General features: G+C 41.0%; 21 protein-coding genes. 18 read left to right on the top strand and 3 right to left on the bottom strand.

Annotated elements, in window-relative coordinates; translation table 11 throughout:
- Positions 1 to 4: 4 nt before the first annotated feature.
- The gene (gene cax, locus A374_RS02110) at positions 5 to 1,069 is read right to left on the bottom strand and encodes a calcium/proton exchanger (protein WP_040340246.1); all 1,065 of its coding nucleotides are present in this window, start codon (positions 1,067 to 1,069) and stop codon (positions 5 to 7) included.
- 199 nt (positions 1,070 to 1,268) lie between these two features.
- On the opposite strand from cax, the gene A374_RS02115 reads away from it, so the two are divergent.
- From A374_RS02115 to A374_RS02190, 16 genes are all read left to right on the top strand, one after another.
- Positions 1,269 to 2,450, top strand: a complete 1,182-nt coding sequence (locus A374_RS02115) for an ATP phosphoribosyltransferase regulatory subunit (protein ID WP_007200523.1) — start codon at positions 1,269 to 1,271, stop codon at positions 2,448 to 2,450.
- Entirely contained in the window at positions 2,444 to 3,058 is a 615-nt protein-coding gene (gene hisG, locus A374_RS02120; RefSeq protein WP_007200524.1) for an ATP phosphoribosyltransferase, read from the top strand. The genes A374_RS02115 and hisG overlap by 7 nt, the downstream gene beginning before the upstream one ends.
- A gap of 17 nt (positions 3,059 to 3,075) precedes the next feature.
- Positions 3,076 to 4,347, top strand: coding sequence for a histidinol dehydrogenase (gene hisD / locus A374_RS02125; protein ID WP_007200525.1), 1,272 nt, complete (start codon positions 3,076 to 3,078; stop codon positions 4,345 to 4,347).
- The gene (gene hisB / locus A374_RS02130) at positions 4,348 to 4,938 is read left to right on the top strand and encodes an imidazoleglycerol-phosphate dehydratase HisB (protein ID WP_007200526.1); all 591 of its coding nucleotides are present in this window, start codon (positions 4,348 to 4,350) and stop codon (positions 4,936 to 4,938) included.
- On the top strand, positions 4,939 to 5,574 hold the full coding sequence (gene hisH, locus A374_RS02135; RefSeq protein ID WP_007200527.1) for an imidazole glycerol phosphate synthase subunit HisH: 636 nt from the start codon (positions 4,939 to 4,941) through the stop codon (positions 5,572 to 5,574).
- Positions 5,571 to 6,305 carry a 1-(5-phosphoribosyl)-5-[(5-phosphoribosylamino)methylideneamino]imidazole-4-carboxamide isomerase gene (gene hisA / locus A374_RS02140; protein WP_007200528.1) on the top strand — a complete coding sequence of 245 codons (735 nt, stop codon included), beginning with the start codon at positions 5,571 to 5,573 and terminating at the stop codon, positions 6,303 to 6,305. Before hisH ends, hisA begins: the two co-directional genes overlap by 4 nt.
- Positions 6,299 to 7,063, top strand: a complete 765-nt coding sequence (hisF, locus tag A374_RS02145; protein ID WP_007200529.1) for an imidazole glycerol phosphate synthase subunit HisF — start codon at positions 6,299 to 6,301, stop codon at positions 7,061 to 7,063. The genes hisA and hisF overlap by 7 nt, the downstream gene beginning before the upstream one ends.
- The gene (hisIE, locus tag A374_RS02150; RefSeq protein ID WP_007200530.1) at positions 7,054 to 7,689 is read left to right on the top strand and encodes a bifunctional phosphoribosyl-AMP cyclohydrolase/phosphoribosyl-ATP diphosphatase HisIE; all 636 of its coding nucleotides are present in this window, start codon (positions 7,054 to 7,056) and stop codon (positions 7,687 to 7,689) included. The genes hisF and hisIE overlap by 10 nt, the downstream gene beginning before the upstream one ends.
- A 282-nt stretch (positions 7,690 to 7,971) precedes the next feature.
- Entirely contained in the window at positions 7,972 to 10,362 is a 2,391-nt protein-coding gene (locus tag A374_RS02155; RefSeq protein WP_007200531.1) for an immune inhibitor A domain-containing protein, read from the top strand.
- A gap of 359 nt (positions 10,363 to 10,721) precedes the next feature.
- Positions 10,722 to 12,332, top strand: a complete 1,611-nt coding sequence (locus A374_RS02160; protein WP_007200532.1) for a tetratricopeptide repeat protein — start codon at positions 10,722 to 10,724, stop codon at positions 12,330 to 12,332.
- 88 nt (positions 12,333 to 12,420) lie between these two features.
- Complete coding sequence (gene trxB, locus A374_RS02165; protein ID WP_007200533.1) at positions 12,421 to 13,365, top strand: thioredoxin-disulfide reductase; 945 nt, start codon at positions 12,421 to 12,423, stop codon at positions 13,363 to 13,365.
- A gap of 241 nt (positions 13,366 to 13,606) precedes the next feature.
- Positions 13,607 to 14,065 carry an 8-oxo-dGTP diphosphatase gene (locus A374_RS02170; protein ID WP_007200534.1) on the top strand — a complete coding sequence of 153 codons (459 nt, stop codon included), beginning with the start codon at positions 13,607 to 13,609 and terminating at the stop codon, positions 14,063 to 14,065.
- A gap of 47 nt (positions 14,066 to 14,112) precedes the next feature.
- Positions 14,113 to 14,988 (top strand): RNase adapter RapZ, encoded by an 876-nt coding sequence (gene rapZ / locus A374_RS02175; protein ID WP_007200535.1) that lies wholly within the window; start codon positions 14,113 to 14,115, stop codon positions 14,986 to 14,988.
- The gene (locus tag A374_RS02180) at positions 14,989 to 15,963 is read left to right on the top strand and encodes a gluconeogenesis factor YvcK family protein (RefSeq protein ID WP_007200536.1); all 975 of its coding nucleotides are present in this window, start codon (positions 14,989 to 14,991) and stop codon (positions 15,961 to 15,963) included.
- 56 nt (positions 15,964 to 16,019) lie between these two features.
- The gene (whiA, locus tag A374_RS02185; RefSeq protein WP_007200537.1) at positions 16,020 to 16,964 is read left to right on the top strand and encodes a DNA-binding protein WhiA; all 945 of its coding nucleotides are present in this window, start codon (positions 16,020 to 16,022) and stop codon (positions 16,962 to 16,964) included.
- A 34-nt stretch (positions 16,965 to 16,998) separates the two neighbouring features.
- Complete coding sequence (locus A374_RS02190; protein WP_007200538.1) at positions 16,999 to 17,256, top strand: HPr family phosphocarrier protein; 258 nt, start codon at positions 16,999 to 17,001, stop codon at positions 17,254 to 17,256.
- 196 nt (positions 17,257 to 17,452) lie between these two features.
- Here A374_RS02190 and clpP read toward each other — a convergent pair whose 3' ends face one another.
- Both clpP and yvfG read right to left on the bottom strand, forming a co-directional pair.
- Positions 17,453 to 18,046 carry an ATP-dependent Clp endopeptidase proteolytic subunit ClpP gene (clpP, locus tag A374_RS02195; RefSeq protein WP_007200539.1) on the bottom strand — a complete coding sequence of 198 codons (594 nt, stop codon included), beginning with the start codon at positions 18,044 to 18,046 and terminating at the stop codon, positions 17,453 to 17,455.
- 211 nt (positions 18,047 to 18,257) lie between these two features.
- Positions 18,258 to 18,470, bottom strand: a complete 213-nt coding sequence (yvfG, locus tag A374_RS02200; RefSeq protein WP_007200540.1) for a protein YvfG — start codon at positions 18,468 to 18,470, stop codon at positions 18,258 to 18,260.
- Between the two features lie 352 nt (positions 18,471 to 18,822).
- Here yvfG and A374_RS02205 point away from each other — a divergent pair, with 352 nt between their 5' ends.
- A complete protein-coding gene (locus A374_RS02205) occupies positions 18,823 to 19,653 on the top strand; it encodes a DUF1672 family protein (protein WP_007200541.1) in 831 nt (276 codons plus the stop codon).
- Positions 19,654 to 19,658: 5 nt separating this feature from the next.
- Positions 19,659 to 21,755: an SA1320 family protein gene (locus A374_RS02210; RefSeq protein WP_007200542.1), complete on the top strand. Its 2,097-nt coding sequence runs from the start codon at positions 19,659 to 19,661 to the stop codon at positions 21,753 to 21,755.
- Positions 21,756 to 21,775 lie beyond the last annotated feature (20 nt).

A 21,775-nucleotide genomic window follows, 5' to 3' on the forward strand; every position in this document is an offset into this window, starting at 1 on the left:
CCCTCTACAATAAGTAAAAACCAACCCCCATAATTACATAGGCTGCTAATAAAGTAAGTCCTTCAAACCAGTTTGTATCACCGTCATTGGTTAATGAAATCGTTAAAAAAACAGCTAAAACCATAGATACAAGCTCAGGAATAGAGAAGATCAGCGGCATTTGTTTTTGAAAAAAGATCGATAATAAGACAAGAACGGGTGCTACAAACATCGCAATTTGTAGCGTTGAGCCGACCGCGATTTCAAAAGTAACACCGACTTTATTCTTATAGGCCATCACGACAGCAGACGCATGTTCGGCTGCATTCCCGACAATCGCAACGATAATGATGCCGATAAACGTTTCGCTCCAGCCGAGCGTCCGGCCAACCTCTTGAAACGTATGAACGAGACTTTCAGAAATAAAAGCAACAGCAACCGTTGCTAAAGCGAGCACCGTAATCGCTTTTTTCTTGCTCCAATCAGCAGTTTCATCGTCATGCTCATTAGGAGCTCCCTCAATTTTATAAACATAAATTCCTCGATGGGTAACGAGTTTAAAATAGAGAGCAGCTAAGTACAAAATAATCATAATGATCGAAACCCAAATGCTTAATGTAAAAGATTCAGCGTGACTTAAACGTAAGGAAAAAACCTCTGGAAATACAAAGGCAACAACAATCGCGAAAATCATCAAGGCAGCATTATGCTGCGCATCATACACATTAAACATTTGCCGTTTATATTTTAAACCGCCAATAAAGTAGGAAAGGCCCCCAACAAGCAACAAGTTACCGAGCACCGAACCAGTAAGCGAAGCGAGCACAACCGAGAGTAGTCCCGCTTTTAAAGCGAAGATTGAAATAATGAGTTCAACGGCATTACCAAACGTTGCATTTAATAAGCCCCCAATGCGTGGACCCGCAATAATCGCTAAGCTTTCCGTAGCTCTTCCCATATAAGAAGCAAGCGAAATAATCGTTAAGCAATAGATGATAAACGATAGGACTGCCGGCCAATGCAAGAAGTTAGCAGCAAGTGATAATGGAATGCCAACGACTAAGCATATAAAAAAAATTCGATTCACCAATAAAAGTAGCTCCTTTCTTACCAAGAGTGACGGCAAGTGCATTCTCATTACGTAGTATTCCCGGCAAATGCTAATTGAAACGGCTGTTGCTTGTTCTTTTTTAGTTGACGTATTTAAAAAACACGTGTAGACTACGGGGTATATTTTATCTTGGTAGTATGTTAGCGAACTAAAGGATTTTACGAAAAGGTGTGAAAGTATGACAAAACCGCTCATGTTTGAAAAGCCAGTTGGAATGAGAGATACCCTTCCCCCGTTATATGATGCAAAGCATAACATTCGTTCTGTCCTTATGAACTCAATCGTGCAATGGGGATATTCGTTTTTACAAACGCCGGCATTAGAATATTACGATACGGTAGGTGTCACTTCGTCCATTGCGGATCATCAGTTATTTAAGTTGCTTGATGCAGAAGGACAGACGCTAGTATTACGGCCAGATGTAACAGCACCGATTGCCCGAGTTGTTTCTTCCATTATGAAAAAGGAGCCCTTTCCGCTTCGCCTTGCCTATGATTCTCCGGTGTATCGTTCACTACAAAAGGAGGGCGGTCGACCGGCTGAATTTGAACAGATGGGCGTGGAACTTATTGGTGACAAAACTAGTAGTGCTGATGCAGAAATTGTTGCCCTGATGATTGCCTTGCTTGAAGAAATTGGCTTGCGTGATTGTAAAATCGCCATTGGGCATGTTGGCTTTGTAGATGCGCTGTTTACAGACATTCTTAGCAAAGAGGAAGACGTGGATCTGCTTCTTCGCTATTTATATGAGAAAAATTACGTTGGCTATACCCATCATGTGAAAAATTTATCGCTGTCTGCACAAAATGAACAGCGCCTGTTAGCGCTTTTAGAATTAAAAGGAGGCAAAGAGACGCTAAAAAAAGCGCAAGCGATCGGGGCCCAAAATAGCAGTCCTTTATTAGCGGAAATTGACCATCTTTTTGACGTACTGAATATGTACGGTGTGCAAGAAAAAGTGAGTTTTGATTTTTCCTTACGAAGTCATATGAGCTATTACACAGGCATTATATTTGAAGGCTATACAGCGAATTATGGGTTTCCTCTCTGCAGGGGAGGACGATATGATCATTTGCTACAAACGTTTGGTCGTGTCGCTAAAGCGATTGGCTTTGCTCTTTCCATAGATGATGTGATGGAGGCATTGCCTCCTTCTGGAATTCAAAACAAGCAAGAATGTATTATTTACAGTCCCTCTTTGCGAAGAGAAGCTTACGAAAAAGCGCAGGCGTTACGGCGTAACGGATGCGCGGTTGTTCTACAAGATGTAAGAGGAATCGATGAAATGGATCACTTCACACGCCGTTTTTCATCAGTGACTTATATGTTAGACACGCATCAGGAGGGGGAGTCATGTTAACGATCGCCATGCCAAAAGGGCGGATTTTTGAAGAGGCACTACAGCTGTTGCGCGCAGCAGGTTTTCCGTTACCTTTAGAATTTGCGCAATCTCGAAAACTCATTTTAACGAGTGAAGAAGCACAATTAACGTTTATTTTAGCAAAACCAATGGATGTTCCTACCTATGTAGAACATGGTGTTTGTGACGTTGGGATTGCTGGGAAAGATGTGTTGCTTGAAGAACAAAAAGATGTCTATGAGGTGCTCGATTTAAAAATTAGTGCCTGTCATCTCGCTGTCGCAGGCATTTCAGGCCAGACATTAGATGTGGTAACACCTAAAATTGCTACGAAATATCCAAAGGTAGCTGCGGCCTACTATCGTGACAAAGGTGAGCAAGTGGAAATTATTAAGCTGAACGGTTCAATTGAGCTTGCTCCATTAATCGGACTTGCCGATCGCATTGTCGATATCGTTTCTACCGGAAGAACACTTCAAGAAAATGGACTCGTAGAATTTGAGAAAGTAAGTGAGATCACTTCTCGAATGATTGTAAATCGTGCAAGTTACTATATGAAAGGTCCGAAAATTCAAGAAATGGTAGAAAGATTAAAGGAAATTGTGTAGTAGATGGAGGTGGAGAGATGAAGATTTTACGAACAGGTGATGCACTGACGGTTACACGAAATTTAGAAGATAACATTGATTCTGAACGTGAAGCTGTGCAACGCATTTTAGCATCAGTAAAAAAAGAAGGTGATGCAGCTTTACTAGAGTGGACGAAAACGTTCGATCACGTAACACTCTCATCCTTACAAGTGAGCGAGCAAGAAATAAAAGAAGCATATGAAGCGATTGATCAAAAGACCATTACACTGATAAAAGAAGCGGCACAAAACATTGAAACGTATCACAAAAACCAAGTGAGAGCCTCTTGGTTCATGACGAATGAAGAAGGAACACTATTGGGGCAAAAGGTAACGCCTCTTGCTGCGGCGGGTGTTTATGTACCTGGGGGAACAGCGGCCTACCCATCTTCTGTATTAATGGGCGTCATTCCAGCAAAGGTTGCAGGAGTCTCTCGCATCGTACTTACATCGCCACCGATGCGTAATGGAAAGCTAACACCGGCTGTGATTGTCGCCGCGAATGAATGTGGCGTTCATGAAATGTATAAAGTTGGTGGTGCTCAAGCAATTGGTGCCTTAGCTTATGGTACACAATCCATTGCAGCGGTTGATAAAATTGTTGGTCCGGGAAATCTATATGTCGCCTTAGCTAAAAAAGAAGTGTTCGGTACGGTAGGCATCGATGCGCTCGCAGGACCGAGTGAGATTGCTATTTTAGCAGATGAAACAGCGAATGCCGCCTACGTTGCTGCTGATTTATTATCACAAGCAGAGCATGATGTGCGGGCAGCGGCTGTTCTCGTTACAACGAGTGAAACGTTAGCACAAGAGGTGAAGCAACACGTTGCCCTTCAACTAGAGCAGCTCCCGCGACGAGCCATTGCTGCCCAAGCACTCGATACGTATGGATTGATCTATGTTGCCTCTTCAATAGAAGAAGGCATTAACATCATTAACGAACTCGCACCGGAACATTTAGAAATTATGACTCGTGATCCTTATCAAGAACTTGCCTCTATTAAGCACGCAGGTGCTATTTTTCTCGGTCGCTATAGCTCGGAGCCGGTTGGCGATTATTTTGCCGGCAGTAATCATGTCCTGCCAACGAGTGGCAGTGCACGCTTTTCTTCGGGTTTAAGTGTCGATGACTTTGTGAAAAAGTCCAGTGTCATTGCTTATAGTCAACAGGCATTGAAGCATCACGGTGAAAAAATTGCTGCCTTTGCACGGTTAGAAGGTCTTGAGGCACATGCACGCGCAGTTGAACTTCGATTGGAGGAACAATAAATGACGTCACGCAACTATGAAATAGAACGACAAACAAATGAAACAAACATTGCGCTTTCGATCAATTTAGATGGTGAAGGAAACGCAGCGATTGAAAGTCCCGTTCCTTTTTTAAATCATATGTTACAAGGGTTTGCCCGCCATGGCTTATTTGATCTCTCCTTGCGAGCACAAGGCGATACCGAAATTGATGATCATCATACGACAGAAGATATTGGGATTTGTTTAGGAACCGCCATTCAAAAAGCGCTCGGTGATAAGCGAGGCATCAAGCGATTTGGCAACAGTTTTATTCCAATGGATGATGCGCTTGCCCAAGTCATTGTAGATGTTAGCAATCGACCACATCTTGAATTTCGGGCTACGTTTCCGACCGAAAAAGTAGGTGCGTTTGACACAGAGCTTGTGCATGAGTTCTTTTGGAAACTTGCGTTAGAAGCGCGCATTAATCTACACATTATTGTTCATTATGGCAGCAATACGCATCATATGATTGAAGCGGTTTTTAAAGCGTTTGGTAAAGCGCTTGATGAGGCAACGATGCGAGATGAACGCGTTCGTGGTGTTCCATCAACGAAAGGAAGCTTATAAATGATTGGAATTATTGATTATGGAATGGGCAATTTATACTCTGTTTCCGCTGCCCTCGAACGGCTTCATGTACCCTACGTCTGTAGTCAGGATCCGGAGGTGCTAAAGACGGCTGATCGGTTACTATTACCTGGTGTCGGAGCGTTTGGTGATGCGATGCGTTTATTGAATGAAACAGGCTTAGCAACGTTTATTCAAAACGCAACAGCACAAGGTACACCGCTGCTTGGGATTTGTTTAGGGATGCAATTATTGTTTGAAGAAAGTGAGGAGCATGGTGTATCAGCCGGTCTTGGATTATTACAAGGACGTGTTGTACGCTTTCCTGGTGTTGATGGATGCGGTGTCCGTTATAAAGTGCCACACATGGGGTGGAATACGTTACAGATTAAGCAAGCATCGTCGCTAGTAGATGATAGCGAGAATGCTGATGTTTATTTCGTGCATTCATATTACGTCAAGCCGGCGCATGAAAAGACAGTCATTGCTTCGGCTACCTATGGTGAAGAGAAGGTTCCTGCGATCGTTAGCGATGGCCGCCATATTTTTGGTACGCAGTTTCATCCGGAGAAAAGCGGAGGAACCGGCATGCGTATTTTGCAAAATTACTGTATGAGATCACGGAGGGAACTATGAATTCATTGACTTTATATCCTGCAATAGATTTACGAGACGGAAAATGTGTGCGGCTACTTCAAGGAGATTATGCTCAAGAAACGGTTTATAGTGAGGCACCCCTAGATATGGCGGCAGCATTTGTGGAAGAGGGCGCGCAATGGCTCCATATGGTTGATTTAGATGGAGCAAAAGAAGGCAAGCGACGCAATCACAGCCTCGTCACGCAGGCGGCAACCACACTAGACGTGTCCATTCAAGTAGGCGGTGGCATTCGCACCGAACGTGATGTGTACGAGTATCTTTCACACGGAGTTAAGCGTGTAATTCTCGGCAGTGCAGCCATTGCGCAACCTTCTTTTGTTTCGCAAATGTTGCGACAATACAAAGAGGCGATTGCCATTGGCATTGATGCAAGAGATGGCTACGTTGCTACGCATGGCTGGTTACAAACATCGTCTATAAAGGCTACTGAACTCGCAAAAGCACTCGTTGAAGAAGGTGCAGAAACGTTTATTTTTACCGATATTGCGAGTGATGGCATGTTAAGTGGACCCAATCAAGCGCGCATTGCTGAGCTTAGAGAGGCGACCCAAAAGCAAGTCATTGCATCGGGTGGCATTTCATCACTGAACGATTTACAAGCGCTACAGGAAGATGAAGCTGGCATTGCGGGGGCAATTATAGGAAAAGCATTATATACAGGACAGTTTACTTTACGTGAAGCGCTTAAGAAGGTGACGATATGTTAAAAAAACGAATCATTCCTTGTTTAGACGTAAGCGAAGGACGCGTTGTGAAAGGCATTCAATTCGTACAGCTTCGCGATGCGGGGGATCCGGTTGAACTGGCCACTTTTTATGATGCTGCAGGTGCCGATGAGCTTGTATTTCTCGATATTTCCGCTTCTCATGAAGGCAGACAAACGATGCTAGATGTGGTGCGGCGTGTTGCTCAGACACTCGCTATTCCGTTTACTGTCGGGGGCGGTATTTCTTCAGTAGAAGCGATGAAAGCTGTCTTACGAGCGGGGGCGGATAAAGTTTCCTTAAACACAGCCGCGTTAGAAAATCCAGGATTGATCGAGCAGGGTGCTCGTTATTTTGGCTCTCAATGCATCGTTGTTGCAATTGATGCGCGTTTTGATGAGACAATTGGTACGTGGCGGGTGTATACACATGGCGGTCGTAAGCCCACGCAATGGACGGTGATGGACTGGGCAGGAGAAGCCGTACGACGCGGAGCAGGAGAGCTACTGCTCACTAGCATGAATCAAGATGGACAAAAAAGCGGGTTTGAACATGCCTTAACACGAGCAGTTAGTGAAGCGGTATCAGTTCCGGTCATTGCTTCAGGAGGAGCGGGGAACGCGGCGCACTTTTATGACGTATTTACAGAAGGAAAAGCAGATGCTGCACTCGCTGCTAGTATTTTTCATTACAAAGAAACGTCCATTACAGCAGTGAAGGAATACGTGAAAAAGAAAGGTGTGAATGTTCGATGCAACTAGATAAGGTTGTTTTTGACAAGCAAGGGTTACTTCCCGTCATTGTTCAACATGTGGAAACGAAGGAAGTATTAACACTTGCCTATATGAATGAAGAAGCTCTTCAAGAAACGATGAAGCGTGGTGAGACCGTATTTTATAGTCGCTCGCGCCAAACGCTATGGCATAAAGGCGAAACGTCAGGCAATAGACAAAGAGTCATAGATATGAAGCTTGATTGTGATCAAGACGCTCTTCTCGTGATTGTTGAACCAGCAGGTCCTGCATGTCATACCGGAACCGACAGCTGTTTTTCACGCACGACTTCTTATGGTGATTATGTGCCGTTACGAATGGAGAATAGGCAAACAATCTTAGAGCAGCTGCAAGCAGTCATTGCCCAACGCGAACAAGAACAACCAGCAGGCGCCTATACGACGTATTTATTTCAAGAAGGTCTTGATAAAATATTAAAAAAAGTAGGCGAGGAAGCAGCTGAAGTTATTATTGCAGCAAAGAATCGTTCGGCAGAAGAATTAACGTGGGAGACGGCGGATTTATTGTATCATGTCCTTGTTTTATTGCAGGAACAAAAAGTGCCACTACAAGAAGTTTTACACGTTTTAACGAAGCGCCATCGTGAGAACTAACAAAGAGCTGACGCAAACCCGATGCGTCAGCTCTTTGTGTGTAAAATGATATAGGACGATAGTTTTATAGGGTGATTATTAATTGAAAATTGTAAAAATTAATGATTATTAGTCAAAAAGACCTATTATTCGCTATCTTTCTCGTGATATAATTTTGATAGGTCTGCTAGACTAGCAGATTCGAGGGAGGTATGTCGAATAGCATCATAGAATGAGTTCTAGGGCTTATCACCCGACAAAATAACAGAAAATTCTTTTATTATTCTTAGGGGGGAAACAGCTATGAATTGGAAGAAAACTGCAGGTTCATCCGTACTTGCATCTGGCCTTGTTCTTAGTTTAATGTCACCAGCAGCGCTCGCACACGAAGCCGCTCAAGGAAGCACTTCAGAAGGTGTACATAACGCGTCTGCACCGATCGATATGAACATCGTTGATCGCGACCGTTTAGCGCAAGGGCTAAAGGATCGTGGCATGATTGCTAAATCAGCTTCAAAGGAAGAAATCGCGAAAGCTGTTGATAAATACATCGCGAAAAAGAATCAAAAAACAGCTGGAAACAGCTTTAAAATTGATAACAGCAAAAAGAACATTGAGCTTAAAGCAAAAGATCGTTTAATGAAACAAAAGCAAAAAGTGGAGAAAAACAAAGCAAAAGGCAAAGCTGACCTTGATCCAGGAACGCCAAATGGAACCTTTAAGGTTAATCCAGCGAAGCCAAAAGGCTACGATGGTAGTGTGCGCAAAGATAAAGTGCTCGTATTATTAGCGGAATTTGCGGACTTCAAGCACAATAATATCGATCAAAAACCAGGTTATATGTTCTCGAAAGATTTCAATCAACAACATTTCCAAAACATGCTATTTGGAACGAAACCATTTGAACTATTTAACGGTTCGAAGATTGAAACGTTCAAAAATTTCTATGAAGAGCAATCTGGTGGAAGCTATACCGTTGACGGTCAAGTTTCTGAATGGGTAACAGTTCCAGGAAAAGCAGCAGAATACGGAGCTGATTCTCCAAAGGGTGGGAATGACAACAAAGGTCCTAAAGGTCCACGTGACTTTATTAAAGACGCGTTGGATGCAGCAGTAGCCAAAGGGGTTAATCTAGCGGATTATGATAAGCTCGATCCATATGATCTTGATGGTGATGGCAATACAAACGAACCAGATGGAATCGTGGATCACTTAATGGTCATTCATGCTGGTGTTGGTCAAGAAGCAGGTGGCGGTAAGCTTGGTGACGATGCGATTTGGTCACACCGCTGGACGCTTGGCTCTCCTTATAAAGTAAAAGGTACAGATATGAAAGCATACGATTATACGGTAGAGCCTGAAGACGGTGCTGTTGGGGTATTTGCTCATGAATTTGGCCATGACCTAGGTCTACCAGATGAGTATGATACAAAGTATTCAGGTGATGGTGAGCCGGTTGAATCTTGGTCGATCATGAGTGGCGGTAGCTGGAACGGTGAAATTGCAGGTACAACACCTACAAGCTTCTCTCCGCAAAATAAAGAATACTTCCAAAAGAACCTGGGTGGTAACTGGGCGAACATTAAGGAAGTAAACTTTAAAGATCTGAACTCACTCGGAACGATTGAAACCATCGATCAATCGGTAACCAAGTCAGAGAACCCAGGAATGATTAAAGTCAACTTACCAGACAAAACGGTTACTACGATTACGCCTAAGTTTGGGAAGAAGTTCTATTACAGTGGAAAAGCAGATAATCTTCACAGTACGATGACAACACCTGAAATTGATTTAACAAAAGCAACGAAAGCAACCGTTGATTTCAAAACGCTGTATGAAATTGAAACAGATTTTGACTACCTGAACGTGAAAGTTGTAAAGGCAGATGGAACAGCGGATACGATTGACGTGTATGGTGATGAGCTTGTAAACGAAGAGGATGGCTCTGATACTACAAACGGAGAATGGGTCGATAAATCTTATGACCTATCCAAATACAAAGGTCAAAAAGTGAAGCTTCAATTTGAATATGTAACTGACGGTGGAAAAGCACTTAACGGCTTTGCACTTGATAATCTTTCTGTAAAAGTAGATGATCAAGTCGTTCTTTCTGATGATGCAGAAGGTACACCGAAGCTTACGCTTTCTGGTGCAGAAGTATCTAACGGAACAGCTCAAAAAGAGCATAACTATTACGTTGAATGGCGTAACTATGCTGGAGCGGACGTTGCGCTAAAAGCGGGACGTGGTCCAGTTTATAATACAGGAATGGTACTTTGGTATGCGGACTCTAGCTTCAATGATAACTGGGTTGCAGATCACCCAGGCGAAGGATTCCTTGGAGTTGTCGATTCTCATCCGAAAGCAATCGTTGGTAAGTTAAACGGTGTGCCTTCTGTATTTGATTCTACGCGTTACCAAATTGCAGATGCTGCCTTCTCATTCGATAAAACACCGGCTTGGAAAGTCGACAACCCGACGCGTGGTATGTTCGATTATAAGGGTCAAGATGGTGTAACAACGTTTGACGATGGCCGTAGCTATATTGATTACACAGATTATAATGGCAAATTAGACGGCGGTGTCATTGACGATGCAGGACGTAAAGTTCCAAATCTTGGACTGCAAATTCGCGTTCTAGGTGAGGCGAAAGATAACTCTGCTGGAGCTGTTTGGATTCGCAACAAAAATTAATGAAGAAGAGGGAGATTCTCGTTAATGGGAATCTCTCTTTTTTTTTGGAAACAAGGTGCTATATCGATAAATTCCACTCTTTTTCATCGGAAAACCTATAAAATACACGTTTTTTAGCGTTGCTAAGTAAAAAATAGAAGAATAAAGTAATAGCTTCGTTTTTCAGGGTGATTTTTAATGCTGTGTTTTTAGTAGAAATCAGATACAATGAAAAGTGGTAAATGTTTAAAGAATGCAAATGTAAAAAGGGTATGCCGAAGAGTAGGACTATGGTATACTTTTTTTCGGTTGAAATGGAACGGAATCTTGAAATAATGGCTATGTAATAGCGTCTTATTTACATAGAATTGGAGGAAGAAATGAAAAAGGAAAAACACGCGGAACGTGATATGCGCATACTTCCTTTCAGACAGGACGGCGAACGCTTTTTTCAACGCGGAATGAAAGCGTACCGTCAGAAAGAATATCAAAAAGCGATACGTCTCTTTCAGCGTGCAGTTGAACTGCAACCAGAAGAGCCTACTTATTATTGTCAATTAGCGTCTACGTTAGCCGAAATCGGTGAATATGATCGCTCTAATGAATATTTAGAACAAGTGATCGACGCAATGGGACAAGACATTAGCGAGTGCTATTTCTTTATGGCAAATAATTATGCGCATCTTGGCATGTTTTCGGAAGCAGAAGCCTATGCAGCAATTTATATAAAAAAAGATCCAACCGGTGAATTTGTACCAGATGCAAAAGAATTGTTAGAATTAATTCATTTTGAAGTGGGTTCAGAAGCGCTTTCTGAAGAAGAAGAGCTCATCTTAACGCACGAGGAAGCTCGGCAGTCCATCGTGCAAGGAAATTTAAAAGAAGCCAAAAAACAGCTTGGCAAATTGATTGAAAAGCATCCCACGTTTTGGGCGGCCTATAACAATTTAGCATTAACTCATTTTTATTTAGATGAATACGATGAGGCATTATCCGTGTTGCGCTCGATTTTAGGGAAAAACCCCGGCAACTTAAATGCATTGTGCAATATTGCGATCATCCTCGATCATATGGGTAAAAAGAGCGAAGCATTACAGATGATGGACGCTTTAAAGAATGTGTATCCTATTCATCCTGATCATCGTTATAAGCTCGGAACAACCTTTGGCATGTTTCATGAACATGCGTATGCTAATCGTTGGTTATCTTCTATCCAACGCCATTATTATGGCAATGATCCTGCCTATTTACACCTATTAGCGGTCTCTTGTTATGCGACGGGTCAAAAAGAGCGCGGTATGAGAGCGTGGCGTAAAATTGAAGAAATTGATCCGGGTAAAGAAGTGGCTGCGTACTATTTAAAAAAGGCAGCTAACAACGAATTGGTCGTAACCGGGACAGATTATCAGTATCGAATACCCGTTGACGAGGTGCGAGTCTCTCAAGAACAGATGCCTAAAAACACGTTTGCAGCACGCTTTAATCAAGTAGCAAGTGGGTTTCATAAAGGTAAATTAATGCATTTATGCATGCTTCGTGGAGATACTACAACAGAAAGCATAACGTTGCTGACTGATTTTTGTTTGCGAAAGGAAGAACACCCTGTTCTCAAACAGCTTGCTGCTAGTTTGTTGTTAGAAATGAATGCCGCTAAAACAGTGACAATCACGCAAGAAAACGAGCAAGTGACAATGAGTACCATTCCTGACATGATGAAGCATGGCTTAGCCATTCTTTCTTATTTAAAGGAACACGAAACAGCAATTGACGATGACGTTACGTTTCTTTGGATTGAGTTGATGAGCGGCCAACGATTTGATACGACGTGGCTTCGCAATGAGAAGGCGTTAGCGGCAGCGATCGATTATGTATCGAAAAAAAGAAAAAGCGGAACAACACAGGCGAAGATCGCCGAGCGCTACGGAATTTCGGTTTCTATGTTGTCTTCGCGTATTCAATTTTTAAAAAGAGGGTTAGAACGCGCAGACTAAGCAAATTAATGGACGGAAAGCGCTTTATGGAGATATGATAAACGTACAAAAAACGTCTCCATGTAGAAGTTTAAAGGAGTGAATCAACATGAGCGAAGAGAAAATTTATGATGTTGTGATTATCGGTGCAGGGCCGGCTGGCATGACAGCAGCTGTTTATACATCACGAGCCAACTTAAGTACACTAATGCTTGAGCGTGGCATTCCAGGTGGACAAATGGCAAACACAGAAGATGTAGAAAACTATCCTGGTTTTGAATCGATCTTAGGACCAGAATTATCCAATAAAATGTTTGAACATGCGAAGAAATTCGGCGCAGAATATGCATACGGTGATGTAAAAGAAATCATTGACGGCGATGCGTATAAAACAATCGTTGCTGGTGGAAAAGAATATAAAGCACGTTCGATTATTATCGGTACAGGTGCAGAATATAAAAAGCTTGGTGTACCAGGCGAGATGGAACTTGGTGGCCGCGGCGTATCTTATTGCGCAGTATGTGACGGAGCATTCTTTAAAAATAAAGAGCTCGTCGTTATTGGCGGTGGTGACTCTGCTGTTGAAGAAGGTGTATATTTAACGCGTTTTGCAAGCAAAGTAACGATTATTCATCGTCGTGACACGCTTCGTGCACAACCTATTCTTCAACAACGTGCGTTTGATCATGAAAAAGTCGATTTTATTTGGAATACAACGGTGAAGGAAATTCACGGCGAAAACAATAAAGTGAGCGGTGTAACCCTTGTAGATACAGCAACTGGCGAAGAACGTGAATTTAAAACAGATGGCGTCTTCATTTATGTAGGCATGCTTCCATTAAACGGTGCGTTCCTTAATCTTGGGATTACGAACGAAGCGGGCTATGTTGAAACAAACGCTCTTATGGAAACGAAAGTCCCAGGCATTTTCGCAGCAGGGGATGTTCGTGAAAAAACACTTCGTCAAATCGTAACGGCAACAGGTGATGGCAGTATTGCTGCACAATCTGCACAACATTACGTAGAAGAGCTAAAAGAACGTTTAAAAGCGTAATGCTGTTTTAACGAAAGTGATACACGTTTGCAATGAAAAGGGAGTATGATGAAAGAAGAATACCCCCCTTTTGATAAAGTTATCTTTTGAGGCACGGAGAACTTACACTCCGTGCTTTTTTTTATGAAAAAAAGCTAATCAGTTTATAGAAATTTAAGAATAGCGTGAGGGTCTGTTCGTTGTGACAGGTGTTATTTTTTAGTATACTAAAGGTAATGTAACGGTTAATGAGGTGAACTCTGTGCAAAGAGTAACGAATTGTGTATTAGTACATGACAATGAAATTCTTCTCTTACAAAAGCCAAGAAGAGGCTGGTTTGTCGCTCCTGGCGGTAAAATGGAGTCAGAGGAGTCGATTCGCGATTCTGTGATTCGAGAATATCGTGAGGAGACGGGGATTTATTTGAAAAATCCTCAATTGAAAGGCGTATTTAACTTTATTATTAAAGAACAAGATAAAATCATTTCAGAGTGGATGATGTTTACATTTTTAGCTACTGAATTTGAAGGTGAAGCCCTAACAGAGTCCGAGGAAGGCGTACTTTCTTGGAAACCGGCATCCGATATTCGAAACTTGCCAATGGCACCAGGAGATCATCATATTATTGATTATATGGTACATGGGTCAGGAATGATTTTTGGTACGTTTACGTACACACCAGATTTTGAATTGTTATCTTATCGGTTAGATCCAGCGTAACGCTTTAATTAGCATAGAATGAGTGAAACGATAAGGGAGGGAGCAGTATGAATAAACAAGATGTACAAATGGTAATTATTACGGGGATGTCAGGCGCAGGAAAAACGGTGGCCATGCAAAGCTTTGAAGACCTTGGTTTTTTCTGTGTCGATAATCTGCCTCCCGCCTTGTTGCCAAAATTTGTTGAGTTGATGGCAGAATCTCACGGCAAGCTTAATAAAGTAGCACTCGTGATGGATTTAAGAGGACGTGAATTTTTTGATCAGCTGTTTAACGTGCTTGATCAGCTGTCGGTTCACTCTCACATTCAACCGCAAATTATGTATTTAGAAAGCAAAGATGCAGCCCTTGTTCGTCGCTACAAAGAAACGAGAAGATCTCACCCGCTTGCAAAAAGTGGCAATCCGCTCTCAGGTATTGAGCAAGAACGGGAGATGCTCCAAGAATTAAAAGGACGGGCGCAACTCGTTATTGATACGACCGACCTTAAACCGATTCAGCTTCGTGAAAAAATTATCGAAGGATTTTCTTCCGAGTCAAAACATCCGTTTACAGTAAATGTGATGTCATTTGGCTTTAAATATGGCATGCCAATTGATGCGGATTTAGTATTTGATGTGCGTTTTTTACCGAATCCTCATTATATTGATCATATGAGACCACGGACGGGATTAGAGCCTGATATTTCTGAGTATGTATTACGCTGGCCAGAAACGAAAACGTTTTTAGAAAAGCTGATTGATCTTCTTAACTTTATGATTCCACAATATAAGCGAGAAGGGAAAAGTCAGTTGATTATCGGCATTGGCTGTACAGGGGGTAAACACCGCTCTGTAGCGCTCACAGAATATATAAAAAATGCACTTTCTAAAGAATTTGTGACGTTAAGCAGCCACCGGGATATGGGAAAGGATAAGTCATAAATGAGTTTAATACCAAAAATAGTCGTTCTTGGCGGCGGCACAGGGCTATCCGTTTTGTTACGTGGCTTAAAAGCGTTTGCGGTTGATATTACTGCAATCGTAACCGTTGCGGATGATGGTGGAAGCTCTGGTCGCCTTCGTCAAGCATATGACATGCCCCCACCTGGCGATGTTCGAAATGTTCTAGCAGCGCTCTCTGAAGTTGAGCCGCTCGTAGAACAACTTTTTCAACATCGCTTTACAATTGGAGAGGGAATCACCGGGCATTCAATGGGCAACTTGCTGTTAGCAGCCATGCATGATATTACCGGTGATTTCGTCATGGGTATTCAAGAGTTAAGTAAAGTGTTAAATGTGCGTGGAAAAGTACTACCAGCAGCCAATAAAAGCGTGGTGCTTCATGCGGAGTTTGAGGACGGCTCTGTAGTTACAGGAGAATCAAAAATTCCACTTCATGATAAGAAAATTAAGAAAGTGTTTCTTACACCCACTCATATTGAGCCGCTTCAAGCAAGCATTCATGCCATTGAAGAAGCGGATCTTATTGTTGTTGGGCCAGGTAGCTTGTATACGAGCATTATTCCCAATTTACTTGTAACCGGTATTAAAGAAGCGCTTTATGCTTCCTCTGCTCCAAAGGTGTATGTGTGCAATGCGATGACACAGCTTGGGGAAACGAATCATTATACGGCGAGCGATCATGTGCAAGCGCTCATTGATCATGCTGGGCAAGGCATTATTGATACGGTCATTGTGAATAATGAACCGATTTCAGAGGAGTCAATCGCGCTCTATAAGGAAGAAGGAGCCGAACCTGTTGTTTGCGACTTAGAGCGCTTAAATGGGTTAGGCTATGAAGTAATCAGTGAAAATATTATTCATTATGGCACGCTCATTCGCCATAATGCAAAAAGAGTTTCAGAGTTGCTTATTTCTTGTTGTTTAAAAGGAAAAGCACCCTTGAAAGACGAATAAAGAACCATTGAACTCACATGTCCCTCATGATGACACCCAATGGAAGGAGGGATCACATGTCATTTGCAGCTGAAACAAAAAACGAGTTAACAAAACTTGAAATGAAAGATTGCTGTGCGAAGTCAGAGCTTGCGGCACTCATACGGATGAATGGCTCAATTACCTTTTCGAATCGGCAGCTCGTGTTAAACATTCCAACCGAAAATGCGGCGATTGCGCGCAGAATCTATACGCTTATAAAACGCGTGTATTCTTTTGATGTTGAGTTGCTCGTGCGTAAGAAAATGCGTTTAAAGAAAAACAACGTATACATCGTCCGCTTAACAGAAGAGGCGCGCACGTTACTTGAAGATTTAGCGATTATGGAGGAAGGCTTTACCTTTAACCGTAGTATAGCTGCTGAAATTCAAAAGAAATCGTGTTGTCGCCGAGCGTATATGCGCGGAGCTTTTCTAGCAGGTGGTTCCATTAATCATCCAGAAACGAGTTATCATCTTGAGATTTTTTCCATGTATGAAGAGCATACCGTGGCATTGCTAGAGCTCATGAATACGTTTGATCTAAAGGCGAAAATGCTCGAACGCAAAAAAGGCTATATTATTTATTTAAAAGATGGCGAAAAAATCTCCGAGTTTTTAACACTCATCGGTGCACATAGTGCCATGATGTATTTTGAAGATGTGCGCATCTTAAAAGATATGAGAAACTCTGTGAATCGACTGGTGAACTGTGAAACCGCCAATTTAAATAAAACAGTAGGTGCAGCGATGCGTCAGGTAGAGAATATTAAGTTCATTGAAAGTGAAGTGGGCCTAGAAATTCTGCCAGATAAACTTCGTGAAATTGCGGAGTTACGAGTTGCCCATCAAGAGATTACGCTTAAGGAACTTGGCGAAATGGTTTCATCAGGTCCGGTAAGTAAATCAGGCGTGAATCACCGTCTCCGGAAAATTGATGAAATTGCTACTAAAATTCGTGAAAGTTCTTCAACATCTCTGTAAAGAATAGAAGAAGAGAAAGGGAGGCAGAGAGTAGATGATTGAAAAGAAGGTAACGGTATTGCTGAAAACGGGTCTTCAAGCACGTCCTGCTGCTTTATTTGTGCAAGAAGCAAACCGTTATAGTTCCACTGTATTTGTAGAAAAAGATGGAAAGAAAGCGAATGCGAAAAGCATTATGGGTATTATGAGCTTAGCTATTCGTTCTGGTGCGGATCTAACGATTTCCGTAGACGGCCATGACGAAGCAGAAGCCATGAAAGCATTAGAAGCATTCATAACCGAACAAGAATAAGAAAAGCCATCTCCATGTCTGTTAAAAAAGGAGATGGCTTATCTTTTTTTCGTCGTTGCAAATAAACCTAATAGGACCAGCAAAATGGTAATTACTCCAATCCCGGCTAACACGTCATATAGAGACAATTATCTCCCTCCTACTTTAATAAAAGAGGCCGCCCCCCGATAGGAGGCGGTCTCTTTATACTTATTTCTTATTTAGTTTCTTCTACAGAAGTCATGACGCGGTCAACAAGACCGTATTTCACAGCATCTGCTGCAAGCATAAAGTTATCACGATCTGTGTCGCGCTCGATTACTTCAAGTGGTTGACCAGTATTCTCAGCAAGAATTTTATTAAGCTGTTCACGCATTTGAATAATACGACGCGCATGGATTTCGATATCCGCTGCTTGCCCTTGTGTACCACCAAGCGGTTGGTGAATCATTACTTCTGCATTAGGAAGCGCATAGCGTTTTCCTTTTTCACCAGCTGACAGTAAGAACGCACCCATAGATGCTGCCATACCGATGCAGATTGTCGATACGTTTGGCTTAATGAAGTTCATCGTATCATAAATAGCCATTCCAGCTGTGATCGATCCACCTGGGCTGTTTATGTACAGGGAAATGTCTTTATCAGGATCTTCAGCAGCCAAGAAAAGAAGCTGAGCCACGATGGAGTTAGCTACGTTATCATCAATTGCACTTCCGAGCAAGATGATGCGGTCTTTCAAGAGGCGAGAGTAAATATCATAGGCACGTTCACCACGGTTTGTTTGTTCAATAACTGTAGGTATTAAATTCATAGTAGTACTCCTCCTTTAAAGGTCTGTTTTTCATGTGTTACTGTCATCATACAAAAAAGGTCAAAAAAGGTCAAACAAAAAGCACCTTTGCTCATAATTCTATGTAGCAAGGGGTGATTCCTTCTTTCCAATGTATGTTTATGCTATCAACATCATTCCCGTTTACACAGCGTTTAAACGTGTGTGCGCTGTAAAAAAGAATCATCCCTCATTATGTATGTTTAACGTTGTTATACGCCTCTTCTAAATTTCGAATGCGTCGTACAATCTCACCATTTTTATTTAAATGATCATTGATCAACGTCCCAACAATCGAGCGATAATATGCATTCATCGCATGCGCTTTCGAAAACACATCCTTATTGCGCTCAATATATTGTTGAAAATTCTCTTCAAAAAAAGCAACCGAAAACTGCTCAGCCATCCTTGTTCCTCCTTTTCTTGCACTCCTTCTATAGTAACAGATATAGCTCTTCTGTTCTAGGGAAGGGGGTGTAAAGTGCGGGTTAATGTGTCGGCTGTTTTTATTGGGGAAATGTATAGTAAGAAATATACAGATGCGGTACAAATGTATAACTAAAAAGAAACGCAAAAGGGAGAATTGGCATACTTTTAAAAAGTAATTTAGCGCTATCGTCGTATATCAAAAGATTCCTTTATTTTGTAAACTGTTAGAAAGGGAAATTATGGAGGTGCTACGAAGCGTGCGCATAAAAAAAAGAGTGCCATTCGTAACAAGTATAGCGATTGTAAGCTTACTATTAGGAGGTTGTGGTATGACTGAAAAAAAGAAAGAAGACAGTGAATCATCTTATTATACACCTGTACAAGATTATGATGGTAAAGCGGTGGAATTACCGAATGGAACAGAGATGTCAGAGTTTGCGAAAACTCATCGTAAAGAAGTGAGTGATGCGGCCCTTCGCTATTTTAATAAAAAATATAAGATTAAAAATGCAAAAATAACGAATTTAGTAGGTGCAGAAGATGCGGTTGTCGCTCATATTAGCTCGGATCAGTTACCAACCTTTTATACATCGGTCATTGTTTTTGTGAAAAATGGTGTGGTTAATCACGTTAATGAATTGGAAGGAAATGTGGAGAGTGCCATTATGTCAGGCATTTATGTAAAAGCCTATGAAAAAGAATTTCAGAATTTAGAAAACTTTTGCAAGAAAATGACCGAGAAGTACCCTGTAGTAGGGATGCGCGAAGATGCGATACAGCGCGTTTTTGATTCGGGGGTTGTGCGACCATTTTTTCGGGTTAATATTCTCAAAATTGATGCACCCGCTACATATGATTCATTTATGAAGAATCCTCTTATGACAAGTGGGGAATTAAGGATTGAGATTGAGGAAGAGTTAAAAGCAAATGATCCTCAAATAGCGCTGACCTTTTTTATGAAAAAAAAACATAGTCCACCTGATGAAAAACTAGGTCAGCAAATTATTCAAGATTTTAAACAGAATAAATATTACCCCCCAGGGAGATATGCTGTTCTCCTTAGTAGTAACGAAATATTAAAAGATAAAGGTGACGGAAAAAGTTATAAAGGAACACAATTAGGTATTGATGAAATTCAAGTTGATATCAAGGGGAGGTGAGTCTATTGCAAGCCAATAAAGGTCGAATTATTAAAAAAACAGAATACATTAATGATGAAGATCTAGTTCGTTTAGCTGGGAAATACTCATACAAAAACCTTAAACTATTTGATAGATTAATTTTGAACAGAAAGCAATTTGAAGTGATTAATATTAGAAGTAATAAAAAAACGGGACTTAATGCAATAACAGTTTTGAATTTAAAAAGTAAAGAATACGCTGTTATATATCAAGGCACTCAAGCGCAAAAAGATGGAGGCATAGATCTTTTTGCTGATGCGAGTTTAGTAACCACACATACTTCGCATCCTCAGTTTGAGGATGCCTATCAATACCTGGTAGAAATGAAGAAGAAATTTCCAAATCTAAACTATGTAGCAGGAAATTCTCTAGGTGGAGACTTATCAAATTATGTAGCAAAAAGGACCCGAAATGAGTACCCTAAACTCAAATCGGTTACGCTTAATCCTGCTATGCTTCCTGAGGATGTACTTAACCCTAGTCAGGGGATGAAAGATGATCGTATTACGAACTATTTAACTAACAGAGATCCACTAACAAAGGCACAAATGAGTAATGGCTTTGGAAACAGAATACCGGGTAAAAATATTTATCTTGATTTTCAAATTACATCTGGATTAGGCATTGGGGAAATGCTAAGCAAAAACCATACAGGTTATGTTGAAAAAGACTATCTAGTTGTTGACGGAGTGAAAATTGAGACAGCTGCTGATTTAGCGATTGCTACTAATATTTGGACAGGAGAGTCCCTTCAGGCAACTGGTGTTGATAGAAAAGAAAAAATAATCATTAATCACGAGAACATTCAAATTCTAGTAGATGCTCTAGAAGATAGAGTTCTCACAGCTATTCACAATGCAGATCAATATTTATCACACTCTATAAAAACAGTACAAGAACAAGGAAGTCGTCTGGATGATAGGCAAGAAACGTTAAAGTTACAATTTGACGAAGTAATTAATTCAATTCCGTTGCTTTCTATATTTATGAAATGGATTAACGGTGAAAATACAACACTAGATGTAATGAAAAAGTTAAATCCTGTATGGATGATGATTTCACAGCGTGTTAACGAAATTTTACATCACCCGTTAGTCCAAGCAGTAATTTCAGAGACGACAAAAATCATATCAATGTTCAGTATAATACAAGCTATTCCAGGTTACATAGTAATTATTGAAAATATTATATATCAAATTAATAAGTTCCTAGACAGGGTTGTAAATGATGAAATACCAAAATTATTTCGAGGGATAGATAATCACTATTTTGATGGGGTTGTTGATGAATTAATTGCCCATTATAAAATTATTAAGAGTAATAAGAATATTATTGTGAAACAAGTGGGTAATTTCCAATCAGCCACTAAAAGTGTTAGTGCTGTATTTGGTAAATTAGATCGTCAATTAGCTGATAATATTGCTCAAGGCAAAGTGAACACTATTGATACTGGAGATGCTGTGATTGCTCCGGCAGATCATCATAAATGTATTACTTCAGATTTGTTGATTGATAAGATGGGGATTAAAAAGCGGCAACTAGCCTTAAATTATAAAAACTTTGCACAGAATGTGGCTGTTTCCATAAGTCCGCTGTTAGAGGCATTAGTTAATGCAATTGATCAATTACATTCAAAACTTACTGAGCTATTAAGTTCTACACTTAATGTTGCTATGGTCATGGTGCTAATTCCAGAGAGCATTTTAATTAAAATCGGAATACATAAATCCGGTGGATTGAAAAATATGCAGTCTGAAATTAAAGATTTGTTAGATCAACTCTCAGAATTTAAGAATGTTGCTCGTAAAGCAAATAATAATATGGATTCATTATTTTTGGAGTTTGAAAGTTATGTTGATACTGCTCTCTTTCATGGGACCAAATATGAAAACGTTATTTCTTTAAATTACTCTGCTCTTACTTTACTAAATAAAATGTCGTTGCAGTTTGAAAACATTTCTTATCAATTAATGGGAAATAAAGCTGACATCATTGAGCGCCTGCAAAAGCAAGCAGCTAAAATTAAGAATAATATTGATATCTTAAATGAACAAGTAGAAAGGGGAACGGTTACCCCTTAGAACGAGAGGAGCAGGAGGAA

The organism is Fictibacillus macauensis ZFHKF-1 (assembly GCF_000269865.1).
In the GTDB taxonomy this organism is placed as follows: Bacteria; Bacillota; Bacilli; order Bacillales; family Fictibacillaceae; genus Fictibacillus_C; species Fictibacillus_C macauensis.